The 26,803-nt window shown below is 71.0% G+C and carries 21 protein-coding genes; 10 read left to right on the plus strand and 11 right to left on the minus strand.

Annotated elements, in window-relative coordinates; genetic code table 11:
• Positions 1–20: 20 nt before the first annotated feature.
• From G3576_RS04705 to G3576_RS04720, 4 genes are all read left to right on the plus strand, one after another.
• Positions 21–1,523: a tripartite tricarboxylate transporter permease gene (locus G3576_RS04705; protein ID WP_164693134.1), complete on the plus strand. Its 1,503-nt coding sequence runs from the start codon at positions 21–23 to the stop codon at positions 1,521–1,523.
• A 112-nt stretch (positions 1,524–1,635) separates the two neighbouring features.
• Entirely contained in the window at positions 1,636–2,388 is a 753-nt protein-coding gene (locus G3576_RS04710; protein ID WP_164693135.1) for an SDR family NAD(P)-dependent oxidoreductase, read from the plus strand.
• A gap of 83 nt (positions 2,389–2,471) precedes the next feature.
• A complete protein-coding gene (locus G3576_RS04715; protein ID WP_164693136.1) occupies positions 2,472–2,966 on the plus strand; it encodes a DUF1003 domain-containing protein in 495 nt (164 codons plus the stop codon).
• Between the two features lie 3 nt (positions 2,967–2,969).
• Positions 2,970–3,128, plus strand: a complete 159-nt coding sequence (locus G3576_RS04720; protein WP_164693137.1) for a hypothetical protein — start codon at positions 2,970–2,972, stop codon at positions 3,126–3,128.
• Between the two features lie 10 nt (positions 3,129–3,138).
• Here G3576_RS04720 and G3576_RS04725 read toward each other — a convergent pair whose 3' ends face one another.
• On the minus strand, positions 3,139–5,586 hold the full coding sequence (locus G3576_RS04725) for an FG-GAP-like repeat-containing protein (protein ID WP_164693138.1): 2,448 nt from the start codon (positions 5,584–5,586) through the stop codon (positions 3,139–3,141).
• A 139-nt stretch (positions 5,587–5,725) separates the two neighbouring features.
• Entirely contained in the window at positions 5,726–6,673 is a 948-nt protein-coding gene (locus tag G3576_RS04730) for a S1C family serine protease (RefSeq protein WP_164693139.1), read from the minus strand.
• 98 nt (positions 6,674–6,771) lie between these two features.
• Here G3576_RS04730 and G3576_RS04735 point away from each other — a divergent pair, with 98 nt between their 5' ends.
• From G3576_RS04735 to G3576_RS04745, 3 genes are all read left to right on the plus strand, one after another.
• Positions 6,772–8,346, plus strand: coding sequence for a Na+/H+ antiporter (locus G3576_RS04735; RefSeq protein WP_164693140.1), 1,575 nt, complete (start codon positions 6,772–6,774; stop codon positions 8,344–8,346).
• 10 nt (positions 8,347–8,356) lie between these two features.
• A complete protein-coding gene (locus G3576_RS32165) occupies positions 8,357–12,898 on the plus strand; it encodes a DUF4011 domain-containing protein (protein WP_164693141.1) in 4,542 nt (1,513 codons plus the stop codon).
• A gap of 136 nt (positions 12,899–13,034) precedes the next feature.
• Complete coding sequence (locus tag G3576_RS04745; RefSeq protein WP_164693142.1) at positions 13,035–13,976, plus strand: peptidoglycan-binding domain-containing protein; 942 nt, start codon at positions 13,035–13,037, stop codon at positions 13,974–13,976.
• A gap of 94 nt (positions 13,977–14,070) precedes the next feature.
• Here G3576_RS04745 and G3576_RS04750 read toward each other — a convergent pair whose 3' ends face one another.
• From G3576_RS04750 to G3576_RS04785, 8 genes are all read right to left on the minus strand, one after another.
• Positions 14,071–15,402, minus strand: coding sequence for a TRAP transporter large permease (locus tag G3576_RS04750; protein WP_164693143.1), 1,332 nt, complete (start codon positions 15,400–15,402; stop codon positions 14,071–14,073).
• Between the two features lie 2 nt (positions 15,403–15,404).
• Positions 15,405–15,944: a TRAP transporter small permease gene (locus tag G3576_RS04755; protein ID WP_164693144.1), complete on the minus strand. Its 540-nt coding sequence runs from the start codon at positions 15,942–15,944 to the stop codon at positions 15,405–15,407.
• Between the two features lie 118 nt (positions 15,945–16,062).
• The gene (locus G3576_RS04760; RefSeq protein ID WP_164693145.1) at positions 16,063–17,049 is read right to left on the minus strand and encodes a TRAP transporter substrate-binding protein; all 987 of its coding nucleotides are present in this window, start codon (positions 17,047–17,049) and stop codon (positions 16,063–16,065) included.
• Between the two features lie 63 nt (positions 17,050–17,112).
• Positions 17,113–18,096, minus strand: a complete 984-nt coding sequence (locus tag G3576_RS04765) for a TRAP transporter substrate-binding protein (RefSeq protein WP_164693146.1) — start codon at positions 18,094–18,096, stop codon at positions 17,113–17,115.
• 104 nt (positions 18,097–18,200) lie between these two features.
• A complete protein-coding gene (locus G3576_RS04770; RefSeq protein WP_164693147.1) occupies positions 18,201–18,467 on the minus strand; it encodes a hypothetical protein in 267 nt (88 codons plus the stop codon).
• 80 nt (positions 18,468–18,547) lie between these two features.
• Complete coding sequence (locus tag G3576_RS04775; RefSeq protein WP_164693148.1) at positions 18,548–20,137, minus strand: ABC transporter substrate-binding protein; 1,590 nt, start codon at positions 20,135–20,137, stop codon at positions 18,548–18,550.
• Positions 20,094–20,531, minus strand: coding sequence for a CBS domain-containing protein (locus G3576_RS04780; RefSeq protein WP_164693149.1), 438 nt, complete (start codon positions 20,529–20,531; stop codon positions 20,094–20,096). The genes G3576_RS04775 and G3576_RS04780 overlap by 44 nt, the downstream gene beginning before the upstream one ends.
• A gap of 145 nt (positions 20,532–20,676) precedes the next feature.
• Positions 20,677–22,443: a glucan ABC transporter ATP-binding protein/ permease gene (locus G3576_RS04785; protein ID WP_164693150.1), complete on the minus strand. Its 1,767-nt coding sequence runs from the start codon at positions 22,441–22,443 to the stop codon at positions 20,677–20,679.
• Between the two features lie 223 nt (positions 22,444–22,666).
• Between G3576_RS04785 and G3576_RS04790 the strand changes: the two genes are divergently transcribed.
• Positions 22,667–23,680: a tripartite tricarboxylate transporter substrate binding protein gene (locus tag G3576_RS04790; RefSeq protein ID WP_207622628.1), complete on the plus strand. Its 1,014-nt coding sequence runs from the start codon at positions 22,667–22,669 to the stop codon at positions 23,678–23,680.
• 28 nt (positions 23,681–23,708) lie between these two features.
• On the opposite strand, the gene G3576_RS04795 is transcribed toward G3576_RS04790, so the two are convergent.
• Positions 23,709–24,677: a Bug family tripartite tricarboxylate transporter substrate binding protein gene (locus tag G3576_RS04795; RefSeq protein WP_164693151.1), complete on the minus strand. Its 969-nt coding sequence runs from the start codon at positions 24,675–24,677 to the stop codon at positions 23,709–23,711.
• 51 nt (positions 24,678–24,728) lie between these two features.
• On the opposite strand from G3576_RS04795, the gene G3576_RS04800 reads away from it, so the two are divergent.
• Together G3576_RS04800 and G3576_RS04805 are read left to right on the plus strand one after the other, a co-directional pair.
• On the plus strand, positions 24,729–25,763 hold the full coding sequence (locus G3576_RS04800) for a TauD/TfdA family dioxygenase (RefSeq protein ID WP_164693152.1): 1,035 nt from the start codon (positions 24,729–24,731) through the stop codon (positions 25,761–25,763).
• Positions 25,764–25,827: 64 nt separating this feature from the next.
• Positions 25,828–26,802 carry a Bug family tripartite tricarboxylate transporter substrate binding protein gene (locus tag G3576_RS04805; protein WP_164693153.1) on the plus strand — a complete coding sequence of 325 codons (975 nt, stop codon included), beginning with the start codon at positions 25,828–25,830 and terminating at the stop codon, positions 26,800–26,802.
• Position 26,803: the final 1 nt, after the last annotated feature.

Genomic DNA, 26,803 nt, shown 5'->3' on the forward strand with positions numbered 1-26,803 from the left:
GCGCGAGGAAAGAAGGAACCATGGATCTCTTCGCCAACCTCTATCTCGGGTTCAGCGTCGCGCTGAGCTTCGAGAACCTCTCCTTCGCGCTGCTTGGCGCCTTCATCGGCACCGCCATTGGCGTGCTCCCGGGCATCGGTCCGGTGGCGACCATCTCGCTGCTGCTGCCGATCACCTTCGGCATGTCGGCGACGACGGCCATCATCATGCTCGCCGGCATCTACTATGGCGCGCAGTATGGCGGCTCCACCACCTCGATCCTGCTGAACCTGCCGGGCGAAGTCTCCTCGGTGGTCACGACCCTCGAAGGCTACAAGATGGCCCGCAAGGGCCGGGCCGGCGCGGCGCTGACCATCGCGGCGGTCGGGTCCTTCTTCGCGGGCACCATCTCCACCCTGCTGGTGGCGGCCTCCGGCCCGCTGCTGACCTCCGTCGCGCTCTCCTTCGGCCCGGCGGACTACTTCTCCCTGATGCTGCTCGGCCTGATCATCTCGGCGGTCCTGGCGCAGGGCTCCATCGTCAAGGCCATCGCGATGGTGGTGCTGGGCGTGGCGCTCGGCCTGGTGGGCACGGACGTGCAGACCGGCCAGCAGCGCTTCACCTTCGGCGTGCCTGAACTCTCCGACGGCATCGGCTTCGTGGCCGTTGCCATGGGCATGTTCGGCATCGCCGAAATCATCCTCAACCTCGAACGCCCGGAAAGCCGCTCGGTCCTCACCAACAAGGTCGATAGCCTCTGGCTGACGAGGGAGGAGTTCAAGCGCTCCATCGCCCCGGTCCTGCGCGGCACGGCCATCGGCTCCACCCTCGGCATCCTGCCGGGCGGCGGCGCCTCGCTCGCCGCCTTCGGCTCCTACATGATGGAGAGCAAGGTCTCCAAGTTCCGGCATGAATTCGGCACCGGCGCCATCGAGGGCGTGGCCGGCCCGGAGGCGGCCAACAACGCCGCCGCCCAGACCAGCTTCATCCCGCTGCTGACGCTCGGCATCCCGGCCAACGCCGTGATGGCGCTGATGGTCGGCGCGCTGATCATCCAGGGCATCCAGCCCGGCCCCCGCATGGTCGAAGCCCAGCCGGACCTGTTCTGGGGCCTCATCGCCTCCATGTGGGTCGGCAACCTGATGCTGCTCGTCATCAACCTGCCGATGATCGGCATGTGGGTGAAGCTGCTGGAGGTGCCCTACCGCCACCTCTACCCGGCCATCCTGATCTTCTGCGCCATCGGCGTGTACTCGCTGAACAACAACGTCTTCGACGTCTACCTGACGATGCTGTTCGGCCTGTTCGGCTACCTCTGCTCCAAGCTGAAGCTGGAAGGCGCGCCGATGCTGATCGGCTTCGTGCTGGGGCCGATGATGGAGGAACACCTCCGCCGCGCCATGCTGCTGAGCCGTGGCGATCCCATGGTGTTCATCCAGCGCCCGATCTCGGCCACGCTGCTGGCCATCGGTGCGATCGCGCTGATCACCATGCTGCTGCCCGCGCTGCGCAAGAAGAAGGAAGCCGCGCTGGCCGAGGGCTGATCGCAGCCCTGGCCACCGGACCCGACAGGAAGGGGCCGCTCCGCAAGGGGCGGCCCCTTTCGCTTGCGCGCCGCCCGACGCACCCTGCGTCGGCATCACGGAGGACCCGCGCATGGATCTGCAACTCACGGGCAAGGTCGCCCTCGTCACCGGCGCCTCCGCCGGACTCGGCCGCACCATCGCGCGCCTGCTGGCGGAGGAAGGCTGCAAGCTCGCCATCCTCGCCCGCCGCCGCCACCTACTGGAGGAACTGGCCGCGAGCCTTCCCGCCACTGCGGAGCCGCTGGTGATCGTCGACGACTTCACCGACAAGGGCGCGGCGGAGCGCACGCGGGATGCGGTGCTGGGCCGATTCGGCCGCTGCGACATCCTGGTGAACAATGCCGGCGGCAGCCGCCCGCAGACCGACCTCGGCACCGACGACGTCTGGATGGAGGCGATGGAGATCAACTTCCACGCCGGTCGGCGCATGACCCACGCCTTCGTCCCCGCCATGCGCGCCCAGAAATACGGGCGAATCGTCAACCTGACGGGCTCCGACGAGCCGCACATCATCAACGCGGCCAATGCCCCCAATGGCGCCGTGCATATCTGGGCCAAGGCGCTGTCCCGGCAGCTGGGGCGGGATGGCATCACGGTGAATTCGGTACCACCTGGCCGCATCCGGTCGGAGCAGATCGACGCCCGCATCCTGCCGACGGAGGAAGCCCGCCAGGCCTGGGCGGCCGCGGAAGTGCCCGTGGGCTTCATCGGGGAGCCGGAGGATCTCGGCGTGCTGGTGACGTTCCTGTGCTCGCCGCGGGCGCGCTACATCACCGGCCAGGTGATCCATGTGGATGGCGGCACGCTGCGCCACAGCCATTGATGCGGCGCAGCCATTGAAGGAGCGCGGGGCTGCGCCGGCGCCATGGGTATAGGCTGGGATCGAAACGGGACGGACCACCCCGCATGACCCAGGCGCACCCCCATCCCCCCAACCATCTCCGCAGGACCATTGCCCGCGCCAAGCAGCGCCGCGGCAGCGCCCCGCCCCCGCCTTCGCTGGGGGCGCGCCTGGCCGATTCGGTGGCGGCCACCGTCGGGTCGTGGCGCTTCATCGTGATACAGTCGGGCCTGCTGGCGGCCTGGATCCTGGCCAATGCGCTGGCCGGCGGCCACGCCTGGGATCCCTACCCCTTCATCCTCCTGAACCTGATGCTGTCCTTCCAGGCCGCCTATACCGCGCCGATCATCATGATGAGCCAGAACCGCCAGTCCGACCTCGACCGGGACCGCGCGCTCGCGGATTACCAGGTCAACCTGCGCGCGGAGGCCGACATCACGCTGCTGCATGAGAAGATCGACCTGCTGCGCGAACGCGAATTGCTGGAGATGATGCAACTGCTTCGCCGCGCCCTCGACCGGATCGAGGCGCTGGAACAGCGCCCGCCGAAGGAGGCTTGAGTCATGTCCTGGCTGCTCCGCATCCTGCTGCTCGCCGCCGGCGCCATCGCCGCAATTTTCGTCGCGCGCGATGCGCCGAACTTCCCGGTGGTGGAGGGGATGGTGGCGGTCGCCCTCATCGCCGCCATCGTGCTGGTGCTGGCGCTGACGCGGAAGAAGTGAGGCGGCGGCGTCATTCCAGCCAGATGTCGCCAGCCAGCACGGTCGGCGCACCGCTGAGCCGCGCCACCAGCACCCCCGCCTCCCCGCCGCGACCATCGGCATCGAAGTAGAGCCGCCCCGCATCGGTCTCAAAGATGAAGCGGGCCTCCGCCGTCGCGGCCATGCCCGTCAGGCTGGCCTGGAAGCGGCCCGCCTGGCCCGAGAGCGACCCTGCGACAAGACCCGTCGCGCCCGAAGGATCGAAGGCGGCCAGGCTGATGACGATGCGATCACCCTCGGCGGCCGAGAAATCGTAGATGCGATCGGCCGCCGCCGAGACCGGCGCCGCGCTGAAACGGAAGCTGTCGGCGCCAAGCCCGCCGGTCATCCAGTCGAACCCCACGCCGCCATCCAGCGAATCAGCACCGTCTCCGCCCAGCAGCGCGTCACTCCCCGCCTCCCCCACCAGGGTGTCGTCCCCCCTTTCACCCAGCAGGCGGTCATTGCCGCCCCCGCCGGTCAGGCGATCCCGCCCATCCCGGCCGGCCAGCCGGTTCGCGGCATCATTGCCCGTCATCGCGTCGCCCGCAGCGCTGCCGAAGCCATTGATGGCGGCCGTGCCCGTCAGGGTCAGGAAGAGGTGGCTTCCCGTCAGCCGCCAGGTCACCGCCGATTCGACCAGGCCGGAGGAGGAGGGATCATCGATGATGACGTCGCCCGCATCGTCGATGACGAAGACATCGAAGCCCGCGCCGCCGATCAGCATATCTGCGCCGGCGCCGCCATCCAGCGTGTCGCCGCCCTCGCCGCCGATCAGTGTGTCCTGCCCCGCACCAGCCTTCAGCAGGTCCCCGTCCCGGCCGCCATCGAGAAGATCGTTGTGATCGCCGCCTTCCAGCGTATCGCCACCCGCGCCGCCGAGGAGCGTGTCTTCTCCCCCGCGGCCGAGCATCCAGTCATTGCCGCCGCGGCCGGACAGGACGTCATCGAGGTTGGTGCCGGACTTGCCATCGGCGTCATTCGTGCCGCCCCAGTCCAGGGCCTCGACCTGGCCGTAAACGAGAAACGGCGTCGACCAGTCATCGAACGTGGCGAGAAGCAGGTCGTCGGCACCGTCCCCATTCACGTCGCCGACACCGGCGGGAGACGGATGAATCACGTAGGCACCGATTTCGAGATCGAGCAGGCCATGGCTGATGCGGAAGCCCTGGTCCTCCTCCAGGTTCGCCAGGTCGATCAGGGCTGGCAGCCCCCCGAGCTGCCCATAGACGACATAGGCCGCCACGCCGAAGAACGCATTGCCGCGGTCCGCAATGACGACGATGTCGTCGATGCCGTCGCCGTTCATGTCGCCAGCCGATGCCATGCTGGCGCCGATGAATTCGGCCGCGCCGCTATGGATGATCCGGGTGGCCTGGCCCGCGGACAGTGTCGCGAGATCGATATCGGCGCTGAAGCCTTCGGCGCGGCCATAGACGATATGGACAGGGGTGTCGCCATGATCGACCCAGAAGCCGGTGCCACTTATGGGCACGGTCTGCGTGATCAGCATGTCGGCGATGCCGTCGCCGTTCAGGTCCCCGGCCCGCGCCACGTGCCCGATGGTGCCCGTCGACCCCGGATTGCTGGTCAGGATGCGGATGCCGCGGTCGGGCGTCAGCGTCCCATAATCCACCGTCCCCCACGCGGCGTCCTGGCCGAACAGAAGCACGGCGACGCCATCCGTCGCCAGCAGGACGTCATCGCGACCATCGCCGTTGACGTCGCCGACACCCGCCAAGCTGTTCCCGTTGTTGGTCCAGGTCAGTCCCTGGTCAGCCGGAACGCCCTCGAGCCGCACCGTTCCGTCATCACGATCGGCGTCACCATAGACCACGGCCGCGAAGAGTGGCCGAGACAAGCTCGCGCGCTGCGACAGTGTCGCGATGTCGCCCAATCCATCGCCATCCACGTCGCCCAGCATGGCGACATCGAAACCGAACCGTAGCGAACTGAACGGCGCGTCCCTTGCCGTTGACAGGCCCTCGACCAAGAAGCCCTGCTCGACGGTCAGGGCGTTTGTGTCCAGGGTCGCGCCAAGGCCGCCATCCCTGCCATAGATCACCAGCACGCGACCGGGATCGGCGCCGAAGCCACTGGATTCGCTGGGAACACCGATGACGATGTCGTCGATGCCGTCCCCGTTCACGTCGCCTCCGGCGTCCACCGAGAACCCGAAGCGCGCACCGCCGAGCGCATAGGGGAGGACGAAGGTCTGCTGCGCGGAGCCAAGCGTGGCGAGATCGAGAGTCGCCCCGAAGCCGCCGGCCTGGCCATACAGGATTCGAGCGCCGTCATACGTCACGAGGATAAGGTCGGCGATGCCGTCATTGTCGATGTCGCCTGCGCCAGCAATCCCCTGCCCGAACCCCAGGAAGTCCTGCATGGCGATGCGCGTGCCCTGCGCCGCGGACAGGGTGTTCAGATCGATATCTCGCATGGCGCGGCCTCAGGACGTTCGGGATGCCACGAATGATTAACGAAGGTTGAGGGGGGCCACCAATCCCCCTATACTCTAGGTTGTATTTCACCATCACACTCCCGGTGCCCCGCCCAGGGCAGCGCGATGGGAAGGGCGCTCAGCCCCGCTCCGCAGGCACCACCATCCGCCTCCGCAGGTCGCCACGCCGCAGCAGCACGGCCTCCGCCGCCTGCCCCACCCGTTCCCCGGTCAGCCAGCGCAGCAGGTCGGCGACATGGGCGATGGGATCGCCAGCGATCGACAGCAGCAGGTCGCCTGCCTCGATCCCCGCGCGATCGGCCGGGCCATCCTTCGACACCGCCGCCACCAGCAGCGCCGTCGGTTGCGCGATGCCATGCGCGCGGGCGAAGCGGCGCGGCACCGCCTCCTGCTGCCCGGAAAGGCCGAGGAAGGCGCGCTTCACGCGGCCGAAGCGGACGAGGTGCCCCAGCACCAGCCGCGCCGTATCGGCGGCCACGGCGAAGCAGAGTCCCTGCGCGCCTCCGATCATGGCGGTGTTCACGCCGATCACGGCGCCCCGCGCATCCACCAGCGCGCCGCCGGAATTGCCGGGGTTCAGCGCGGCGTCCGTCTGGATCAGATCCTCGATCGGCCGCCCGCCCCGCCCTGCCAGCGTCCGCCCCAGCGCGCTGACGACGCCGGCCGTGACGGTGCTGGAGAAGCCCAGCGGATTGCCGATGGCGATCGCGACCTGCCCGACACGCAGCCCTGCACTCTCCCCCAGCATCGCCGCGGGCAGCGCCGCCGCCGTCTCCGCCCGCAGCAGGGCCAGGTCGGTGTCGGGATCGTCGCCCAGCAGCGTGGCAGCGAATCGCGCGCCTTCCGCCGTCGTCACCTCGATCCGCGTGCTGCCGGCGATGACATGGCTGTTGGTCAGCACGAGCCCGTCGGGGGAGACGATGACGCCCGATCCACCGCCGCGCCCGCGCGGGCTGCTGACGGCGACATTGACGACGGAGGGTCCGGCACGGCCGACCGCCGTGGTGACGGCGGCGGAATAGGCATCCAGCAGCCCCGCATCCGGGGGCAATGGTGCATCGAGCATGCGAGAAGTTCCTTTCGGCTCCCAAAATGGGAAGCAGGAGGCGCCCGCCCAAGACCGGCGGTTGCCGCCCTCCCCCCCGCTTCCGCTATGGTTGCCGCATGGAAATCGTCGAGGCCGTGCTGGCCCTGATCGCGGTCTGCATCGGCTTCGCGCTGGTCGCCCGCCGGCTGAACATGCCCTATGCGGTCATCCTCGTGCTGGGCGGCATGGCGCTGGCTTTCGTGCCGGGCCTGCCCTCCGTCACGCTCAATCCACAGATCGCGCTGGCCTTCTTCCTGCCGCCCCTGCTGCAGGCCAGCGCATGGCGGACGGATTGGCGGGCCTTCCGCGCCAATATCCGGCCCATCCTGCTCCTCGCCGTGGGTGCCGTGCTGTTCACCGCCGTCGTCATCGCGTTGGTCGCCAAGCTGCTGATCCCCGCCTTGCCCTGGGCGGCCGCCGTGGCGCTGGGTGCCATCGTGGCGCCGCCCGATGCGGTCGCGGCCGCCGCCGTGTTGCAGCGCCTGCGCATCCCTCGCCGCATCGTCACCGTGCTGGAGGGCGAGAGCCTGGTGAACGACGCCACGGCGCTGGTGCTCTACCGCTTTGCCATCGCGGCCGTCGCGGCAGGCGGCGTCGCGATCGAACAGGCCGCCTTCTCCTTCGTCCTCGTCGCGGCCGGCGGCATCGCCATCGGCTATGGCGTCGGCCTCGCCGGCGCCTGGGTCTTCCCGCGGCTGAAGGACACGCTGCTGGTCGTGGCCGCCAGCTTCATCGCCTGCTTCGCCAGCTTCATGGCGGCGGAGGCTTTTCATCTATCCGGCGTCATGGCGGTGGTGACCACGGGCCTCGTGCTGGGCCAGAAGCAGCATGCCAGCCTGTCGCCGCAAAGCCGCGTCGCGGCCGTCAGCGTCTGGCAGTTCGTCGAATTCGTGCTGACCAGCCTGGTCTTCATCCTGACCGGCCTGCAACTGCGGGCGATCCTGGACCGCATCACGACGCACAGCGTGGGAGAGCTGGTGGGGCTCGCCGTCCTCCTTTCGGTGGCGCTGATCGTCGCGCGCTTCCTCTGGGTGTTCCCGGCGCTCTACGCCTCCCGCCTTCTGCCCGCCATCCGGCGCCACCAGCCGCCGCCACCGGTCGGCCATGCCGTCGTCATCTCCTGGGCGGGGATGCGGGGCGTCGTCTCGCTGGCCGCAGCGCTGGCCCTGCCACTGGATTTCCCGGAACGCGACCTGCTGGTCTTCCTCGCCTTCTGCGCCATCCTGGCGACGCTGGTGGTGCAGGGCACCACGCTGGAATGGGTGATCCGCCGCTTCAAGGTGGAGGAACCGCGCATCGATGGCATGGCGCCGGAGGAAGCCGCCGTCCGCCGCCACGTCGCCGCCGCCACGCTGGCGGAGATCCAGCGCCGGGCGGAGGACATCCTGGAAGGCCCCGTCGCGCAGGACCTGCTCTCCGAATACAGCGACAAGGCGCGGGTCTTCCACACCCTCGCCAAGGGCACCGGACAGTCGGAGCTGGAGGCGCGGATGCAGATCCGCCTGGCCGCGCTGCGGGAAGGCCGCCGCGCCCTTCTCGACCACCATCGCGACGGCAAGCTGGATGACGGCCTGCTCACCGCGCTGGAACTGGAGCATGACCTGGAGGAGATCCGCATCCTCCGCCTTCTCGGCGCCGCACCCGCGCACTAACTCCGGCGGCATGGATGACGCCGCCCTCGCCGCCCGCCTGCAGGAAGCCCGTCGCGGGCTGCTGGACCTGTCCACCCGCAACCGCCTGCTGGCCCTGCCGAAGCCAGGCCGGTCCCGCGGCGTCATCATCCTGGAGGATGAGGACGCCGATTTCGTGCTGGAGGCGCTGGGCGCCGGTCGAGCCTTCGGCTTCGAGTCCGCGCCCGCCGAGGCCGCAGCGCCGCCCGCCGAGGGCGAGACCCCCGCGCCCCGCCGGCGCCGTGCCGGCCGTCCTCGCCGGGCCGAGGGCATCGCCACCGCCGATGCGGCGCAATCCGCGGAGGAGGCGCGCCGCGACACCAAGCTCCGCGTCCGGCTCTCGCCGGAGGATCTCTCGCGGCGCCTTCGCGACCTGATGCAGGATGCCCGCACGGCGCGGGAGGAGACGGGCGTCGCCACCCTCTCCCTCGCCCTCGGCACCCTGGCCTGGCGCGATCCCGCCACGCCGGAGACGGAACGCCTGGCGCCCCTCGCCCTGCTGCCCGTGACGCTGGAACGGGAGGGCGTCGGCCAGAATTACCGGCTGCGCGCGGCGGGGCTCGAGGTGCAGGAGAACCTCAGCCTCAGGGAGAAGCTCTCCGCCGAGTTCCGGCTGGAACTGCCCCCCTTCGATGCGGAAGCCTACGACCCTACCGCCTGGGCGGAGGCCGTCCGCATCGCCCTGGGCGGCCGCGAGGGATGGTCCGTGGACCCGGACGGGCTCGCGGTCGGCCTGTTCAGCTTCCAGAAGTTCCTGATGTGGCGTGACCTCGATCCCGCCGCCAATCCGGGCCTGCTGACCCACCCCATGGTCCGCGCGCTCGTCGGCGGCGAAGCCCTCGCCACGCCGCCCCCCTTCCCCGATGACACCGACGTGGATGCGGAGATTCCGGTCGAGCGCCTGGACCACGTCATGGATGTGGATGGCAGTCAGGCCCTGGCGGCGGAGGCGGTCAGGCGCGGCGGCCATACCGTCATCCAGGGCCCGCCCGGCACCGGCAAGTCGCAGACCATCGCCAACATCATCGCCCAGGCCGTGCTGGATGGCCGGCGCGTGCTGTTCGTGGCGGAGAAGCTGGCGGCGCTGGAGGTGGTGCAGCGGCGCCTCGGCGCCATCGGCCTGGGTGCCGCCTGCCTGGAGTTGCACAGCGAGAAGCAGTCGAAGCGGGCCGTGCTGGATGAGCTTCGCGCGACGCTCGCCCTGCCCCCGCCGCGCCGGCCGGACCGCGATGCGCTGATCCGCCGGCTCGGTTCGCTGCGCGGCCGCCTGAACGGCCATGCCCGCGCCATGGAAGCGCCGATCGGCGAGAGCGGACGGCCGCTGCATGCCGTGGTCGGCCGCCTGGTCGGGCTGCGGGCCGGCGGCCAGGCCGCGCCCGATTTCCTCCTCGCCGCTGGCGACTGGACGGCCGACCGCATCGCCGCGGCGGAGGCGGCGGTCGAGGAACTCGCCGCCCGCGCGGCGGAAGGCGGCCCGTCCAGCGCCTGGCGCGGCGTCACCGCCGACCTCGCTCCGATCGAGCAGGAGCGCCTGCTGGCGCGCCTGCCCGCGCTGATCCGGGCGCTGTCGGCCGGTGCACGGGCCGCCGCCCCGGCGGCACAGGCCCTGGGCCGCGCCGCGCCCGGCGCCGAGGCGGCGAGGTCGCTGCTCGCCCTTTCCGCCGCCGTCGCGGCTTCGCCGGCGCATGACCGCGCCGCCCTGGCGCATCCCGCCTGGGCCGCCGATTCCGCGCCGCTCCGCGCCCTCGCCTCTGCCCAGGCGGCCCTCGCCGCCGCGCAATCGGATCGTCGCCTGAAACCCGGCGCCCTGTCAGAGGCCGGCATCGCGGAAGCGCGCACGGCGCTGGCCAGCGGCGGCGGCCTCTTCGGCTTCCTCTCCGCCACCCAGCGCAACGCCAAGGCCCTCGCCGCCCGCGTGGTGGCGGAGGGGGCCGATCCCCTCCCCGCCCTCGATGCCGCGTTGGCGGGGCAGGACGCGGCCCGCGCGGTGGCACAAGGCGAAGCGCTGGGCGGCGCCGCCTTCGGCAGCCTCTGGGGCGATGCCCCTGCCATGGCCGCGCTTCTGGACTGGCGCGAAACCCATGGCGCGGAGGCAGCGGCCGCGCTTGCTGCCGGGATGCCGATGATCGACGCCGCCCTGGTCGAAGCCGCCCTCGCTGCGCATGAGGAGTTGCTCGCCGCCACGGCGCTCGACAGCGCGGCCGCCTTCGGCACCGCGGACCCGCCGCTCGCCGACGTCGCCGCCCGCCTCGGCGACTGGGCCGGCCAGCCGGAGACCCTGCCGCTCTGGCTCGGCTGGCGTCGCGCGGTGGCGGCGGCGGGCGAGGATCTCGCCCCCATCGTCGAACGCCTGGCCGATGGCCGCCTGGCGCCGGAAGCCGCCCGGCCCGCCTTCGACTATGCGCTGGAGGAAGCGCTGCTGAAGGCCGCCATGCGCGCGCGCCCGGAACTCGCCGCCTTCGACGGCGCCGGCTTCGACCGGCTGGTGGCCGACTTCGCGGAGGCCGACCGCGCGCGCATCGACCTGGCCCGCCGCGAATGCAGCGCCGCCCATGCCGCGCGCATCGCGGCACTGCGGGACCTGCCCGGCTTCACCCTGCTGATGGGCGAGTTCGAGAAGAAGCGCGGCCACCTGCCCGTGCGCGAATTGCTGCTGCGCGCTGGCCAGGTCGTGCAGGCGGCCAAGCCCGTGCTGATGATGTCGCCGCTCTCCGTCGCGCAGTTCCTGGCGCCGCCGCATGGCCTCCGCCCAGGCCTCTCCTTCGACCTGCTGGTGATCGACGAGGCCTCGCAGGTCGAACCTGTCGATGCGCTCGGCGCCATCGCGCGCTGCGGCCAGGTCGTCGTCGTCGGCGACGACAAGCAGATGCCGCCCACCCGCTTCTTCCAGCGCATGACGTCGGAGGATGACGAGGCCGTGGAGGCCGAGGACACCGGCGAGGCCGTGGCAGCGCGGGAGGTGGAGAGCATCCTCGGCCTCGCCAATGCGCGTGGCGTGCCCAACGTCATGCTGCGCTGGCACTACCGCAGCCGGCACGAAAGCCTGATCGCCACCTCCAACGCCGAGTTCTACGGCAGCCGCCTTTTCGTCCTGCCCTCGCCGCGCGCGCGCTCCGCGACGCTCGGCCTCTCGCTGGTCCGCGTCGATGGCACCTGGGAAGCCGGCGCCGGCGTGAACCGCACGGAAGCGCGCGCTGTTGCCGAGGCCGTGCTGCGCCACGCGAAGGAAACGCCGGGCGATACGCTCGGCGTCGCCGCCTTCTCGCTCAAGCAGCGCGACGCGATCCTGGACGCGGTGGAAGCGTTGCGGCGTGAGAGCCCTGAGACCGAGGCCTTCTTCACGGCGCATGAGCACGAGCCCTTCTTCGTGAAGAACCTGGAGAACGTGCAGGGCGACGAACGCGACGCCATCCTGATCAGCGTCGGCTATGCCCGCGGCGCGGACGGCAAGCTCGCCATGCGCTTCGGCCCGCTTTCCGCCGATGGCGGCGAACGGCGACTCAACGTCCTCATCACCCGCGCCAAGAAGCGCTGCATCGTCTTCAGCGGCATCGGCGCGGAGGATATCGACCTTGACCGCGCCGCCGGCCGCGGCGTCGCCGCCCTGAAATCTTTTCTTCAGGCTGCCGCGGGTGGGTTGCGAAGCGGGGCGCCGGCTACGGGCGCAGTGCGCGCGGGGCTGGGGACGGTGATCGGGGCCGAGATCGCGGCGGCAGGGAAGGAAGCCGTGGGGCGCGTGGGGACTGCGGGGCTGTTCCTCGACGTCGCGGCGCGGGAGGGCGACGACTTCATCCTGGGCGTTGAGGCCGATGCGGGCGACTGGGCTGGCATCCGCGCGGCACGGGACCGCGAACGTGGCCGCGCCGCCGCCCTCGGCCAGATGGGCTGGCGCCTGCACCGCGCCTGGTCGCTCGCCTGGCTGCAACGCCCGGAAGCCGAACGCGCCCGCCTGCGCGCCGCGCTGGGCGCCACGCCGGAAGCGCCCGAAGCCGCGCCGGTGGGCGGCCCCGATCCCGGCCTCGCCACGCCCTATGTCGAGGCGACGCCGGAGATCGACCGCGCCACCGCCATCCCCGCCATGCCCTTCGCCGCGCTGTCGGAAGTGCTGGCCAGCATCATCCGCACGGAGCAGCCGATCCACGCCGATGCGGTGCTGGAGCGCATCCGCCTGCTCTGGGGCAAGGAACGGCTCGACGCGGCTGACCGCGCTGCGGCGCAGCAGGCGCTGCGCCTGGCCGCGCAACTGCAAGGCGTATCGGAGGCCGGCGGCTTCTGGACCTCGGAGGATGCGCCCGCCGTCACGCCACGCGATCGCCGCGCCGCGGCGCCGCATCTCCGTCGCCCCGCCATGGTCGCGCCGGCCGAGGTGGAGGCCGCCGCACGCGCCTTGCTGGCCGCCATGCCGCAGACGACGGAAGCCGAACTCGCCCCCGGCATCGTCCGCCTGCTCGGGCTGGATGGCACCGCGACCCCTGCCATCGCCGCCCGCGTCGCCGCACTGGCTGGTTCGGGCGCGATCACGACCGCGGGCTAAGACCGCTTCCGCTCGCGCTCGACACACACGGCCACGCAACCATCGCCATCGAACCCGCGTTGTTCGCCCGTCGGATGATCCGGACCTCGCCCCCTGCCCAACCGGGGTCGGCGCCGGAATAACGAGGAGCGAAGCGATGTACGCGAAGATTATGGGCGCAGCGGCGCTGGGCTTGATGGTTGCCGCCTGCGGCACGGACCCGCAGGAGCGGGTTCAGGGTGGCGCTGCCGCCGGTGCGGCGACGGGCGCCGGCGTCGGCGCGCTCGGCGGGCCGGTCGGGGCGTTGGCGGGTGCGGCCATCGGCGGCGGCGCGGGTGCCATCACCGGCGCCACCACCTCCCCGCGGGACGTGAACCTGGGTCGTCCGGTCTGGGAAAACCCGGAGACGCGCGTCCCGGGCGTCAGCAACACCAGCGCCCGCGGCAGCGCGAGCCAGAGCTCGACGCGCCAGGCGCAGCAGGCGCTGGCTTCGCGCGGCTATAATCCCGGCCCGGCTGACGGCATCATGGGCGATCGCACGCGGCAGGCGACCATGGACTTCCAGCGCGCCAACAACATCGAGCCGAGCGGTCGCCTCGACAGCCAGACGATGGCCGCGCTCAACGTCAGCGCCGCCGGCAGCACGGGCACCCGCAGCCGCATGTCCGACCGTGACCGCGCCTATATGGGCGGCGGCATGGTCAGCCAGACCAACCCCGACCGCAGCGGCACCGCCACGGATGCGGATCCCGGAACGGGCGGCACGGGCGGGTCAGGCGGAAGCACGCCGTCCACGCCGCCCGGCGGCCTGTCGGGCCAGCCCAGCTTCGGCAACCCGAATCCCACGATGCCTGGGCCCGCGGGCGGCCGTCTGGAGCGCAGCGGCACGGCGACGGGCGCCGATCCGGGCACCGGCGGCACGGGCGGCTCCGGCGGCGGCGCGTCCACGATGCCGGGCATGGCGACGACGCCAGGGATCACCAGCGGCAACCGCGCCGGCGGCCCGGCCGAGCGCAGCGGCACGGCGACGGGCGCCGATCCGGGCGCCGGCGGCACCGGTGGCTCCGGTGGTGGCGCGAGCGGCGCGCCCATCCGCTAAAGATGAACGCCCCGGGCCGGGAGCGGAAACGTCCCGGCCCGGCCACAGGCCAAAGCGGCGCGGCCGGGGAGACCTGGCCGCGCCGTTCTTGTGTTCAGGCCCCGAACATCGTGTTCGGCAGGAAGGTGACGATGGCCGGGAACAGCGTCACCAGCGCGACCGCCGCGAGCATCAGCAGGAAGAAGGGTAGCGTATTGCGGGCTACCGTCAGCATGTCTTTCCCGGTCAACCCCTGCAGCACGAAGAGGTTGAAGCCGACCGGCGGCGTGATCTGCGCCATCTCCACCACCAGCACGATGAAGATCCCGAACCAGATCAGGTCGAAGCCGGTCGCCGCGATGATCGGCAGGACCACGGAGGCTGTCAGCACGATCATGCTGATGCCATCGATGAAGCAGCCGAGCACCAGGTAGATGACGGTCAGCACCGCGATGATCATGAAGGGGCTGAAGCCCTGCGCGCCGACCCATTCCGCCATCGCGGCCGGGATGCCGGAATAGGCCATCGCCTTGGTAAGGAAGGCCGCGCCCGCCAGGATCAGATTGATCATGCAGGAGGTGCGGACCGCGCCCATCAGGCTGGCGGAGAAGGACCCCCAGTTCAGCGTGCCCCCCCAGGCCGAGAGCGCCAGCGCGCCCACCACGCCGAAGACAGCGGCCTCCGTCGCCGTGGCCCAGCCGAAATAGATGCTGCCCATGACGAAGGCGACGAGACCGATCACCGGGATCAGCTGCCCGCTGGCCTTCAGCTTGTCGCGGAACGACATCGGCGGATCGGCCGGCGGCGTCAGCTGCGGGTTCATCATCGACCAGACGGCGATGTAGCCGCTGAACAGCAGCATCAGCAGCGCGCCCGGGATGATGCCGGCGATGAAGAGCCGGACGATCGAGACCTCCGCCGCCACGCCGTAGACGATCATGACGATGGAGGGCGGGATCAGCAGGCCCAGCGTGCCGGCGCCGGCCAGCGAGCCGATCGCCATGGGCTGGTGGTAGCCGCGCTGCGTCAGCGCGGGCAGCGACATCTTCCCGATGGTCGCCGCCGTCGCGGCCGAACTGCCGGAGACGGCGGCGAAGATGCCGCAGCCGATCACGTTCACATGCATCAGCCGTCCCGGCAGCCGCTGCACCCAGGGGGCGAGGCCCTTGAACATGTCCTCGGACAGCCGCGTCCGGAACAGGATCTCCCCCATCCAGATGAAGAGCGGCAGCGCGGCCAGGGTCCAGGAGGCAAGCGCCGCCCAGACGGAGCTGCCCAGCACCTTCTCCGGCGGCAGCGGCGCCATGCCGGACATCAGCATCGGCAGCACGATGACGCCGACGAGCCCGGTGCAGAGCAGGCCGAGCCCGATCCAAACGCCGAAGGCGAGGACGGCGAAGAGGAAGCCGAGCAGGATCAGCCCGGCCTCGGTCTGGGCGAGGTCCATGGCTACAGCTCCTCCATCGCACGGGTGAGCGCGGAGGCTTCCGCCGCGCGACGATAGGACGGCACGCCGCCCGTGAGATGCACCAGGAGGTCGTCGAGCAGGCAGACCGCGAAGAGCGCGCAACCCAGCGCGCAGGCGCCCTGCGGGTACCAGAGGACCCAGGGCACCGTGCCCTGCGCCACATCCTCGAACTGCCAGCTGTCATAGGCGAGGTCGCCGACGGCATAGGCGAGGAAGGCGCAGAGCAGGAAGGTGACGAAGAGCGCCAGCGCCTCCATCACGAAGCGCGCGCGACCCTTGAGGTGCCCGATGATCAGGTCCACGCGGATATGCGCGCCATGCCGGAAGGCGTAGGCCAGCGGCAGCAGCGCGGAGCCTGCGACCGCGAAGGCCGTCAGGTCGTCGGCGCCATCCAGGGAAATGCCGAATTGCCGGCCGATCACCTGGCCGGCGATGATCAAGGCGATGCCTGCCAGCGCGATACCGCCGGCGATCCCGCCGGCGAGGTAGAGAACGTCGAGCCCCCGGCGCAGCACGGCCATCTCAGCCCCGCCCCGCCGCGATCCGGCTTATGCCTGTCGTCATCCCCGCGATGCCCCCGAGAGTCCTGTTATCCGGGATCATCGGGGGCGGGATGGCGGGGCGCAAGCGCCCCCCGCCTCAGCCCCGGCTGGCGCGATAGGCTTCCAGCATGCGCCTGCCATCTTCACCGGCACGCACCGCCCATTCCTCGATCATGGTCTGGCCGGCGGTGCGAATCGCGCCCAGCAGCGCCGGCGTCGCCTCCACCACCTGCACGCCGCGGGCGCGCATCCGGGCCTCGGCTTCGGCCTGCGCTTCCGATGCCAATCGCCACCCGCGCGCGCCGGCGCGTTCGGCGGCCTGCAGCACCAGCGCGCGTTGCGCCTCGGGCAGCGCCTCGAAGGCGCGGCGGCTGACGAAGACGGCGTTCTTGCTGGTGGCGATCGCGGCGTTGATGAAGTAGCGGGAATAGTCCCAGACCGCCGTATCCGCCGCCACGGGCGCCGTGGTCAGCTGCGCCTGGATGATGCCGGTGGAGAAGGCCTGGGGCACTTCCGGCGCCGTCACCAGCGTCCCCGTCGCGCCGAGCAGCGCCGCGAGCCGCGTCGAGATCGGGCTGTAGCTCCGCAGCCGCAGCCCGCGCAGCTGCGCCGGGTCCGTCAGGTTCTGGTTCGCCGTGATCGCCACCTGCGGCCAGGGCGCCATGTAGAGCAGCATCATGCCCTGGCGGGCGAAGCGCGCCTCGATGAAGGGGGCCTGCACGGCGGCGAGCCGCCGCGCATCCTCCAGGTTCTGCACCAGGCCCGGCACGGCATCGGCATCGAAGAAGGGATCCTCGTTGCCATAGGCCGTCAGCAGGATCTCGCCGAGCTGGATCTGTCCCGTCTGCACGCCGCGCTTGATCTGCGGCTGCGGCATCAGGCTGCCATTGCTGTGCAGCTGGATGGTCACGCCGCCCTCGGTGGCCTGCGCGACCTCCGCGATGAACTCCCGCAGGTTGCGCGTATGGTAGTTGCCATCGGCGAAGCCCGTGGCGGCCTGCCAGCGCGCGCCCTGGGCCAAGGCGCCACGCGCCGCCAACCCCGCAGCGACGGCACCGAGTGCCGCGCGACGTCCGAACATCATGATGGTCGTCCCCCCCAGGATCACCGCCCCGGCGCCGTTGCGCGCCGGGGCGTCAGTCGAGCGTCAGGCCCGGTAGCCCTCGATCAGCTTCTTCCCGTCCTCCCCGGCGCGGGCGATCCACTCATCGGTCATCTGCGTGCTGACGCGCCGCAGCCCGGCAAGGAATTCCTCGGTCGGCGGCACGATCTGCATGCCGCGCTGGGCCAGCGTCGCCTGGGTGCTGGCCGCCGCTTCCGCCGCCATCTCGTAGCCCCGCGTCTCGGCCCGCGCTGCGGCGGCGCGGAGTTCCTGCTGCAACGCCGCCGGCAGCGCCTCCACCGCGCGGCGGGAGACGAGGACCGCGTTCTTGGTCATGGAGAAGCCGAGCGGCGTGAAGACCCGCGCATAGTCCCAGGCCGAGGTATCGACGCCGGTCTGGGCGGAGGTGATCTGCGCCTGCACCACGCCCGTGGCGAAGGCCTGCGCGAGCTCGGCCGCCTGCACCAGGGTCGGCTGCGCGCCGACGATGGCCGCGAAGCGGTTGGTCGCCGGGCTGAAGGTGCGGAAGCGCAGCCCGCGCAGCCCCTCGATCGTCGGGATCGGCGCCTGGGCATAGAGGCCCGCCGGCGGCCAGGGCACGGTGTAGAGCAGGCTGAGTCCCTGCCGCGCCAGGCGCGCCTCGATATAGGGCTTCTGCAGGTCGGCCAGCTTCTTCGCCTCGGCGAAGTTGGTCACGAGCTGCGGGATCGCGTCCGCGTCGAAGAAGACGTCCTCGTTGGAATAGGCCGTCAGCAGGATCTCGCCCAGCTGCACCTGGCCGGTCTGCACGCCGCGCTTGATCTGCGGCATCGGCAGCAGCGCGCCGCCGGAATGCACCTGCACGGAGACCTGGCCGCGCGAGGCCTGTTCGAATTCCTGCAGGAAGGCGCGGATGTTGCGGGTGTGGTAGTTCCCGTCGGGATAGGGGGTCGCCATCTGCCAGCGCGTCTGCGCAGCCGCAGGCGTGGTCAGCGCGGGCGCGGCGAGCGCGGCGCCGGAGGCGGCAAGAAGGGTACGGCGGCTGATCATGGTGAGGTCTCCCGGGGATGTCGTCTCCGGGGCGGAAGCATCGCCCCCAACCCCTTTGCGAAGCAAGCCCCTGGGGCGAAGCAAGCCCCCGGGAGAGCCCCCGGCTACAGCGGGTAGTCCCGGGCCGGATCGACGCCCGCGCTCTCCAGGAACTTGCGCATCGCGCCGACCTCCTCCTTCGACAGGCTGTGGTGGCTGTCATGGAAGGCCTGGGCACGGCCGTTGAGCGAGACCTTCACCTGGCCATGCCCGCCATGCGTCACCTCCGCGCCCAGCGCCTCGAACACCGACGCCACATGCTTCGGGTCGATGTTGCTGCTGACGGGGTGGGAGAACAGGGCGTGCAGCGTCTTGCGATGGTGGTGGTTCATGGAATCCATCCTCTGCCGTGGTTGGATGCCATGATGGGATGCGCGCCGAGCGCGGTCCTTGATGCGGATCAAGGGCGCCGTCAGGGCGCGGGGCGCGTCCCCATCGCGACCGTCCGCTCATCCATCCGCGGCTGGTGCACCAGGCCACGGCGCGTGGCCCAGGCATTGGTGATGTTGAACAGCGGGATCATGGCAACGTCGTCGCTGGCCAGCCGGATCGCCTGGCGCAGCACCGCCGCCCGCTCCTCCAGCGGCAGCAGGGTCGCCGCGCGGTCCGTCAGCGCATCCAGCGCCGGGTTGGAATAGCGGGCGGCATTGGCGGCGCCGCGCTGCGCCGCGCGGTCGAAGGTGCCGATGACGGAGATCAGGAAGCTCCCCGCCTCCCCCGTGCTGCTGCCCCAGCCCGCGAGGCGGGCCGGGAATTCCTGCCGGGCTGAGCGCGCGGAATAGCTGGTCCAGGGCAGCGCCTCCACCTGCGTCCGCACGCCGATCCGCGTCCACATCTGCGCCACCGCCTGGGCGGTGCGGGCGTCGTTGGGATAGCGGTCATTCGGCGTGAACAGCGTCATGCGGAAGCCCTGGGGGTAGCCGGCCTCCGCCAGCAGGCGCCGCGCCGCATCGGGGTCGAAGGTGGGCACCGGCACTTCGGGCGCATGGGTCGTGGTGCCGGGCGGCATCCACTGCCCCGCCGGCGCCGCAGCGCCCTCCATCACCCGCTCCACCAGCGCATCGCGGTTGACCGCGATGTTGAGGGCGCGGCGCACGCGGACATCCATGAAGGGGTTCACCGCCAGCGGCCGGCCTTCATTGTCGCTGACCTGCGGCAGGTTGCCCGTGCGGGAATGGTCGAAGGCGATGAAGATCAGGCGCAGGCCCTGGATCTCGGCAATGTTGACGCGCGCATCCCGCTTCAGCCGCGCCAGGTCGGTGGAGGGCACCTGGTCGATCAGGTCGGCATCGCCGGACAGCAGCGCCGCCGTCCGCGCCGTGTCGTTGGCGATGACGCGGTAGGTGACGCGCGCCCAAGGCTCCCGCGGGCCGAACCAGTTGTCGTTCCGCACCAGCTCGAACCGGTCGCCGGGGATGGAGGAAGCAAGGCGATAGGGCCCCGTGCCGATCGCGGCGCGACCGCTGTTGAAATCCTCCGTCGTCCGTCCCTCCGTCGCATGCTTCGCGACGATGGCGATGGAGCCGAGCTCGACCGGCAGCAGCGGATGCGGCAGCGCCGTGTGGAAGCGCACCGTGTGGCTGTCGATCACCTCCGTCCGCTGGATGGCGCGCACGAAGGGGCTGAAGCTGGCGGGCGTGTTCGGCACCAGCGGTGGCCGCGCTACGCTGAAGGCCACATCCTCGCTGGTGAAGGGCCGGCCGTCATGCCAGGTGACGCCGGGCCGCAGTCGGAACTCCCACACCGTCGGCGCCACCGCTTCCCAGGAGGCAGCCAGGCCCGGATAGGCCTTGACCTCCGCATCCCGCTCCACCAGCCGGTCGAAGATGTGCATGGACAGCGCGAAGTTGGGCGCCGCGTTGTAGAAATGCGGATCGACCGAGGTCGGTGGCGCGCCCGTCGCCACCGTCAGGTTCTGCGCGGCTGCCGGCGTGGCCAGCAGCGCGAGAAGAAGGGCGCTAGCCCGCGCTTTCGACGTAGTGGCGGAGTTCCTCGGCTTCATGCACCGCTTCCTCGATCCGCGCCTTCACCAGGTCCCCGATCGAGACCAGCCCCGCTAGGCTGCCATCATCCTCCATCACGGGCAAATGCCGGCAGCGGCGGTCGGTCATCAGCGACAGCGCCTCACCGATCCGTGTCCGCGGCGTGACGGTGTGCAGGGCCCGCGTCATGAGCTGGGCCGCTGGCATGGCGACGGCATCGGCACCGTGCAGGGCCATGGCGCGGACGATGTCGCGTTCGCTGACGATGCCGAGCACGTCGCCCGCGCCGTCGCGCACCAGCGCCGCGCCGATGCGATGCCGCGCCAGCGTCTTCGCCACCTCCGCGACGCTGTCATGCGCCTGGATCGCCACGACGTCGTTGCCCTTGCGGCGCAGGATGATGCCGATGGTCATGGTCGTCTTTCCTCCCGTTGCGGGAGGGGGCGCGGGGGAAGAGCCGGCGCCGCCTCCACCATGCGGGGATGGTGACACCCCCTGGCAGCGGGATTCAAGGATTGCGTGCGCCCCGGCGACGTCTGCGCGCCTGGGTTGAGACCGTTCAGGCCGGCGCGGGCTCCGCGGTGGTGAGCTGCGTCCGCACCAGTTCCGCGAAACGTCCGCCCTGCGCGACCAGCGCATCGAAGCTGCCGCGTTCCGCCACCTTCCCATGCTCGAAGACCAGGATCTCATCCGCGTCGCGCACGGTGGACAGGCGATGCGCGATGACGAAGGTGGTGCGCCCCGCCATCAGCGCCTTCAGCGCGCGCTGCACCCGCGCTTCCGTCGCCGCATCCAGCGCGCTCGTCGCCTCGTCCAGGATCAGCACGGGCGGGTCCTTCAGCAGCGCCCGCGCGATCGCGAGGCGCTGACGCTGGCCGCCCGAGAGCGCGGCGCCCCGTTCACCCACCATGGTGTCGTAGCCCTGCGGCTTGGCGCTGATGAAGTCATGCGCCTCCGCCATCCGGCAGGCCCGCTCCAGCTCCTCCTGCGTCGCGTCCGGCCTGCCGATGAGCAGATTGTCGCGGATGGAGCGGTTGAACAGCAGGCTTTCCTGGAACACCACGCCGACATTGCGCCGCAGGCTGTCGAGCGTGAGGTCACGCAGGTCATGCCCATCCAGCGTGACGCGCCCCTCCACGGGATCCCAGAGCCGCTGCAGCAGCGCCATGGCGGTGGACTTGCCGGCACCCGTCTGGCCCACCAGCGCGATGGTACGGCCGGGCGGCGCATCCATCGAGACATCGGCCAGGATGCGCGGGCCGCCGGGATAGGCGAAGGCCACATTCTCGAACCGCACCGATCCCTCGACCCGCGGCAGGTCCTTCGCATCCGGCTTCTCCGCCACCGAGGACCGCGCATCGAGGACGGTGAAGAACTCCTCCAGCGACGGCATCTGGAACACGAGGCGGGAGACGAAGCCGACCGCACCTTCCAGCCGCCCGATCAGCAGCGTCGCGAAGCCCATGAAGGACACGATCTCGCCGACCGTCGCCTGCCCGCGCACATGCAGCATGGTGCCCAGCACGAAGACGGCGATGACGGTGATGGTGGAAGCGCCACGCGTCAGCACCGCCACCACGGCCCACCAGTTCAGCACGGGGAACTGGTGGTCCAGCACCTGGCGGACGATGTCGCCGAACAGCCGCGCCTCGCTCGCCAGGCGGGAGAAGGACTGCACGACCACGACGTTGGACAGCGCATCCTGCGCATTGCCCGCGAGGCGCGTATGCAGCGTCTCCACCTTGCCCTGCGCCGCCTCCGTCTTCTGGATCACCCAGGCGGAGACGATGGCGAAGAGGATCACCAGCACGATCAGCAGCAGGCCGAGCCGCCAGTTCATCACCAGCGTCAGCGGCAGCAGCACGAGGCAGGCGATGAAGGTGGTCAGGTGCTCCCGGAAGAAGGACAGCCACAGGCCGAAGAGGTTGTCCGAACCGACCAGCATGACCTTCATCAGCCGGCCCGATTGCGTGTCGCCATGGAAGGATAGCGGCAGGGACAGGACATGCTCGAAGTAGCGCGCCATGATCGCCAGGCGGTTGCGATGCGCCATGCGGTCCGACAGCAGCGCGACCGCGACATTGGCGCCGATCGCGGAAAGCCCGACAGCGGCCCAGAGCCCCAGCAGCGCGAAGGCTTCCGCCCAGAGCGCCGATTCCGCCATGCGGTCGGACCGCGAGAGCAGGTCGATCACCCGCCCGAACAGCACCGGTTCCAGGAAGGACAGCCCGGCCAGCGCCAGGGCCGCGAAGGTCAATCCATAGGCTACCCAACGGTCCGGACCCAGCAGCCGGAGCACCCGCAGGTAGAGCCTCATGAACCGCATGAACCGCGCCCCTCCATCCCGCCCCGCGCGTATCCCGAGTCACGGCCGGGTGGCAAATCCCGTGTAGCACGCCCTTGGCACCCCCGCCGCTTGCAAGCGATGCCCATCTTGCGGCAGGAACGGCGTGGAAGCGGTGGAGCGGGACGGAAGTTCCCAGCCCGCGCCAGGCCGCCGACCATAAGAATCGCGCCGCGAAGATGGCGCGCATGAGGAGGACACCGTCTTGCGCATTACCCGCCGCGCCACGCTTGCCAGCGCCATCGCCGCCCCCCTGGCCCTGCCCTTCGCCGCCCCCGCCCTCGCCCAGGGCACCTCCTGGGCCGCCGGCCGGCCCATCCGCCTCATTGTCGGCTTCACCCCGGCCGGCACCACGGACATCGCCGCCCGCCTGCTGGCGGAACCGCTGGGAAGGCGGCTCGGCACCCAGGTGGTCGTGGAAAACCGCCCCGGCGCCGGCGGCAACATCGGCAACCAGGTGGTCGCGCAGGCCGATCCGGATGGCCACACCCTGCTGATGCAGACCATCAGCGGCGGCGCCATCAACTACTCCCTCTATGGCGCGCGCATGCCCATCAAGCCGGAGGAGCTGGCCGCGGTCGCGCTGATGCTGCGCGTGCCCAACGCCATCTTCGTCAACCCGCAGCTGCCCGCCCGTACGCTGCAGGAACTGGTCGCGCTGGCGAAGTCCCGCCCCGGCCGCCTCAACATCGGCTCCTCGGGCGCCGGCACCTCCCTGCACATGACGGGCGAATTGCTGAAGCTCGAAGCCGGCATCGACATGGCGCACGTCCCCTTCCGCGGCGCGGGCCCGATGATGCAGGAGATCATCGCCGGCCGTGTCGAGGTCGGCGTGGACAACCTCCCCTCCGTCATCGGCCATCTTCGCGAGGGCCGGCTGCGGCCGCTGGCCGTCACGACGAAGGAACGCAGCCCCGCCATGCCGGACGTGCCGACCACGGCTGAAGCCGGGCTGCCGGGCGTGGAGGCCACCGCCTGGTTCGGCCTGCAGGCACCTGCCCGCACGCCGGCCACCATCATCCAATCCCTGTCGGATGCGATGAACATCATCATCCGCGACCCCGACATGGCGCGGCGCCTGGCGGAACTTGGCGGCATGGCGCCGGCGCTGACGCCGGATGGCGGCACCAGCCCGGAGACCTTCGACGCCTTCATCAAGTCGGAGATCGCGAAATGGGGCGAGGTGGTGCGCCGTTCCGGCGCCACCGCCGACCAGTAGGAGAAGACGGGGGCGCGGCGCGCCCCCCTCACTCCACCCTGATGCCCTGCGCCGCGATGATCTGTCCCCAACGCGCGCGCTCCGCCGCCACGCGGGCGGCGAAGGCGCCGGGGGCATTGGGCAGGTAGATCAGCCCCTGCTCCGCCAGGAAGCGCTGGCCCTCCGCGCTTTCCGCCACCTTCACGTATTCCGCATGCAGCCGGGCCAGGATCGGCGCCGGCACGGCGGCGGGGGCGATCACGCCGTACCAGGTGGCGACATCGATGTCGTAGCCCTGCTCCATCAGCGTCGGCACATTGGGCAGTTGCGGCACGCGCGCGGGCGTCGTCACCGCCAGGGCGCGCACCTGCCCCTGCTCCACCGGCGCCCGCATCAGCGGCAGCGTGTCGAACATGGCCTGGACATCGCCGCGCAGCATGGCGGGCAGGCTCTCATTCGTGCCGCGGAAGGGCACGTGTTCCATCGCGATGCCGTCGCGGCCGCGGAACATCTCGAAGATCAGGTGCTGGGCGGTGCCGATGCCCACGCTGGCATAGTTGCCGCGCCCGGGCCGCGACCGCACCCAGGCGATGAATTCCGCGACGTTGGTGGCCGGCACGTCGTTGGAGACGACCAGCACCAGCGGCGCCGCGGCGAACATGACGATGGAGGCAAGGTCGCGCCCCGACTCATACGGGATGTCGCGGAACAGATGCGGGAAGATGGTCAGCGGGCCGAGATTGCCCATGCCGATCGTGTAGCCATCCGGCGCCGCGCGCGCGACCTCCGCCACCCCGATCCGCCCGCCCGCCCCGGCGCGGAAGTCGTTGACGATGGGCTGTCCGAGCGCGCGCGACACGGGATCGTTGAAGGCCCTGGCGACCAGGTCGTTGAGCCCCCCGGGCGGCCATGGCACGATGAAGCGCACCGGGCGCGTGGGCCACGACCCCTGTGCCCTGGCAAGGCCAGGCATGGCGAGGAAGGGAGCGGCGAGGGCAAGGGCGCGGCGGCGGATCATGCCGGCAGCGTCCACCGGCCCCGCGCCGCTGGCAAGCGGGAGAGTAACGACGTGCAGCACCTGTCACCGATCGGCGGCCGCGTCGCCTGGACGGGCAAGACCCTCGGCGACTGGGCCGTGGCGCTCGCCCCCGCGGAGGTCACGGAGATCGAGGCCGCGCTGGCCGGCCTCGGCGATCGCGACATCCCCCGCATCACCGCCGCCCATTTCCCCCTGCCCCGCACCGCGCCCCGTTTGCGCGCCCTGGCGGAGGAGGTGGAGAGCGGCGCAGGCCTGGTGCGCCTGACGGGCCTCCACCCCACCCGCTACGGCGCCCGCGACCTGAAGCGCCTGTTCTGGGGCCTGATGTGCCACATCGGCACGCCGCTGCCGCAGAACACGACGGGCGAGGTGCTGGGCGAGGTGAAGGACGAGACCGGCACCGGCGAGGCGCGGGCCGATGGCTCCGCCCGCAACCGCAGCCGCTCCACCGGCCCGCTGCGCTTCCACACGGACAAGTGCGACCTGCTGGCGCTGCTCTGCGCCAGCAACGGCATCGCGGGTGGCGTGTCGCGCGTCGTCTCCACCATCGCGATCCATGACGCGATGGCGGAACGGCGGCCGGATTTGCTCGCCGTGCTCTACGAGGATTTCTGGCGCGCCCGCCCGGCCGATGAGGAAGGCGAGGGCATGGCGTCCCGCCCCTTCCCCATGCCCGTCTTCGCGCGCGGGCCCGATGGCGCCTTCACCTGCCAGTACAGCCGCACCTATGTGGAGATGGCGCAGGGCCAGCCCGGCGTGCCGTCACTGACACCAGCGCAGGTGGAGGCGATGGACATGCTGGCCGCGCTGGCCGATGAACTCTGCGTGGAGGCGCCCTTCGAGGCCGGGCAGATCCAGATCATGAACCAGCACGTCACGCTGCATGGCCGCACGGCCTATGCGGATGACGCAACCGCAGGTGCGCGCCGCAACCTGCTGCGCATCTGGCTCGCCAGCCCCCTCTCCCGGGCGCTACCCGCCGGCCATGCGGGGCAGTGGGGCAGCACCGCGGCGGGCGCGCTGCGCGGCGGCGCCATGCCGGGGCGAAGCGCCCTCGCGGCCTAGCCGGGTGGCCTTGCGCGGCGCGTGCGGCTGTCGTTAGTGGCGCCCAACCGACAGGGAGACGACCATGACGACCCTCACCCGCCGCGCGACCCTCGCCGTCACGCTGGCCCTCCCCGCGCTGTCCGTCCGCGCCCAGACACCATGGGCCCCGTCCCGCCCCGTGCGCATCGTGGTGCCCTTCCAGGGTGGTGGCGCCACGGACCTGACCGCGCGCCTGCTGGCCGAACGCCTCGGCCCCGTGCTCGGCCAGCCCGTGGTGGTGGACAATCGCCCGGGCGCCGGCGGCAACCTCGGCGCCGACATGGTCGCCAAGGCAGATCCGGATGGCCATACGCTGCTGATGTGCACCATCGGCACCGCCAGCATCAACCAGTTCCTCTACAGCCGCATGCCCTACCGGCCGGAGGACCTTTCCGCCGTCGCGCTGGTCAACCTGGTGGCGAATGGCGTCATCGTGAACCCCAGCGTGCCGGCGCGGAGTTTCGCGGAATTCCTGGCCTATGCGAAGGCCAATCCCGGCCGCCTGAACTACGGCACGCCGGGCAACGGCACCTCCGGCCATCTCTGCGGCGAGTATCTGAAGTCGCGCGCCGGCATCGACATCACGCATGTGCCCTATCGCGGCACGGGCGGCGTGGTGCCGGACCTCATCGGCGGCAACATCCAGGTCGCCATCGACAACATGCCGGCCTACCTGCCGCATGTCCGCTCCGGCAGCCTGCGCCTGCTCGCGGTCACCACCAAGGACCGCTATTTCGCGGCGCCGGAGGTGCCGACGGTCGGTGAATCCGGGGTCCCGGGCTTCGAGGCCGTGGCCTGGTTCGGCGTGCAGGCCCCTGCCCGCATGCCGGCGCCGATCATGCAGCGCTACGCCAGCGCGATCGGGGAGATCGCCCGCGACCCCGCCATCGGCGCCCGCCAGCGCGAATTCGGCGCGGAGCCCCACTACCTCGGCCCGGCCGAGTTCGAGGCCTTCATCCGTGCGGAGAACGAGAAGTGGCGCGAGGTGGTGCGCCTGTCCGGTGCCCGGCTGGACTGAT

The organism is Falsiroseomonas algicola, assembly GCF_011040385.1.
Lineage (GTDB): Bacteria > Pseudomonadota > Alphaproteobacteria > Acetobacterales > Acetobacteraceae > Falsiroseomonas > Falsiroseomonas algicola.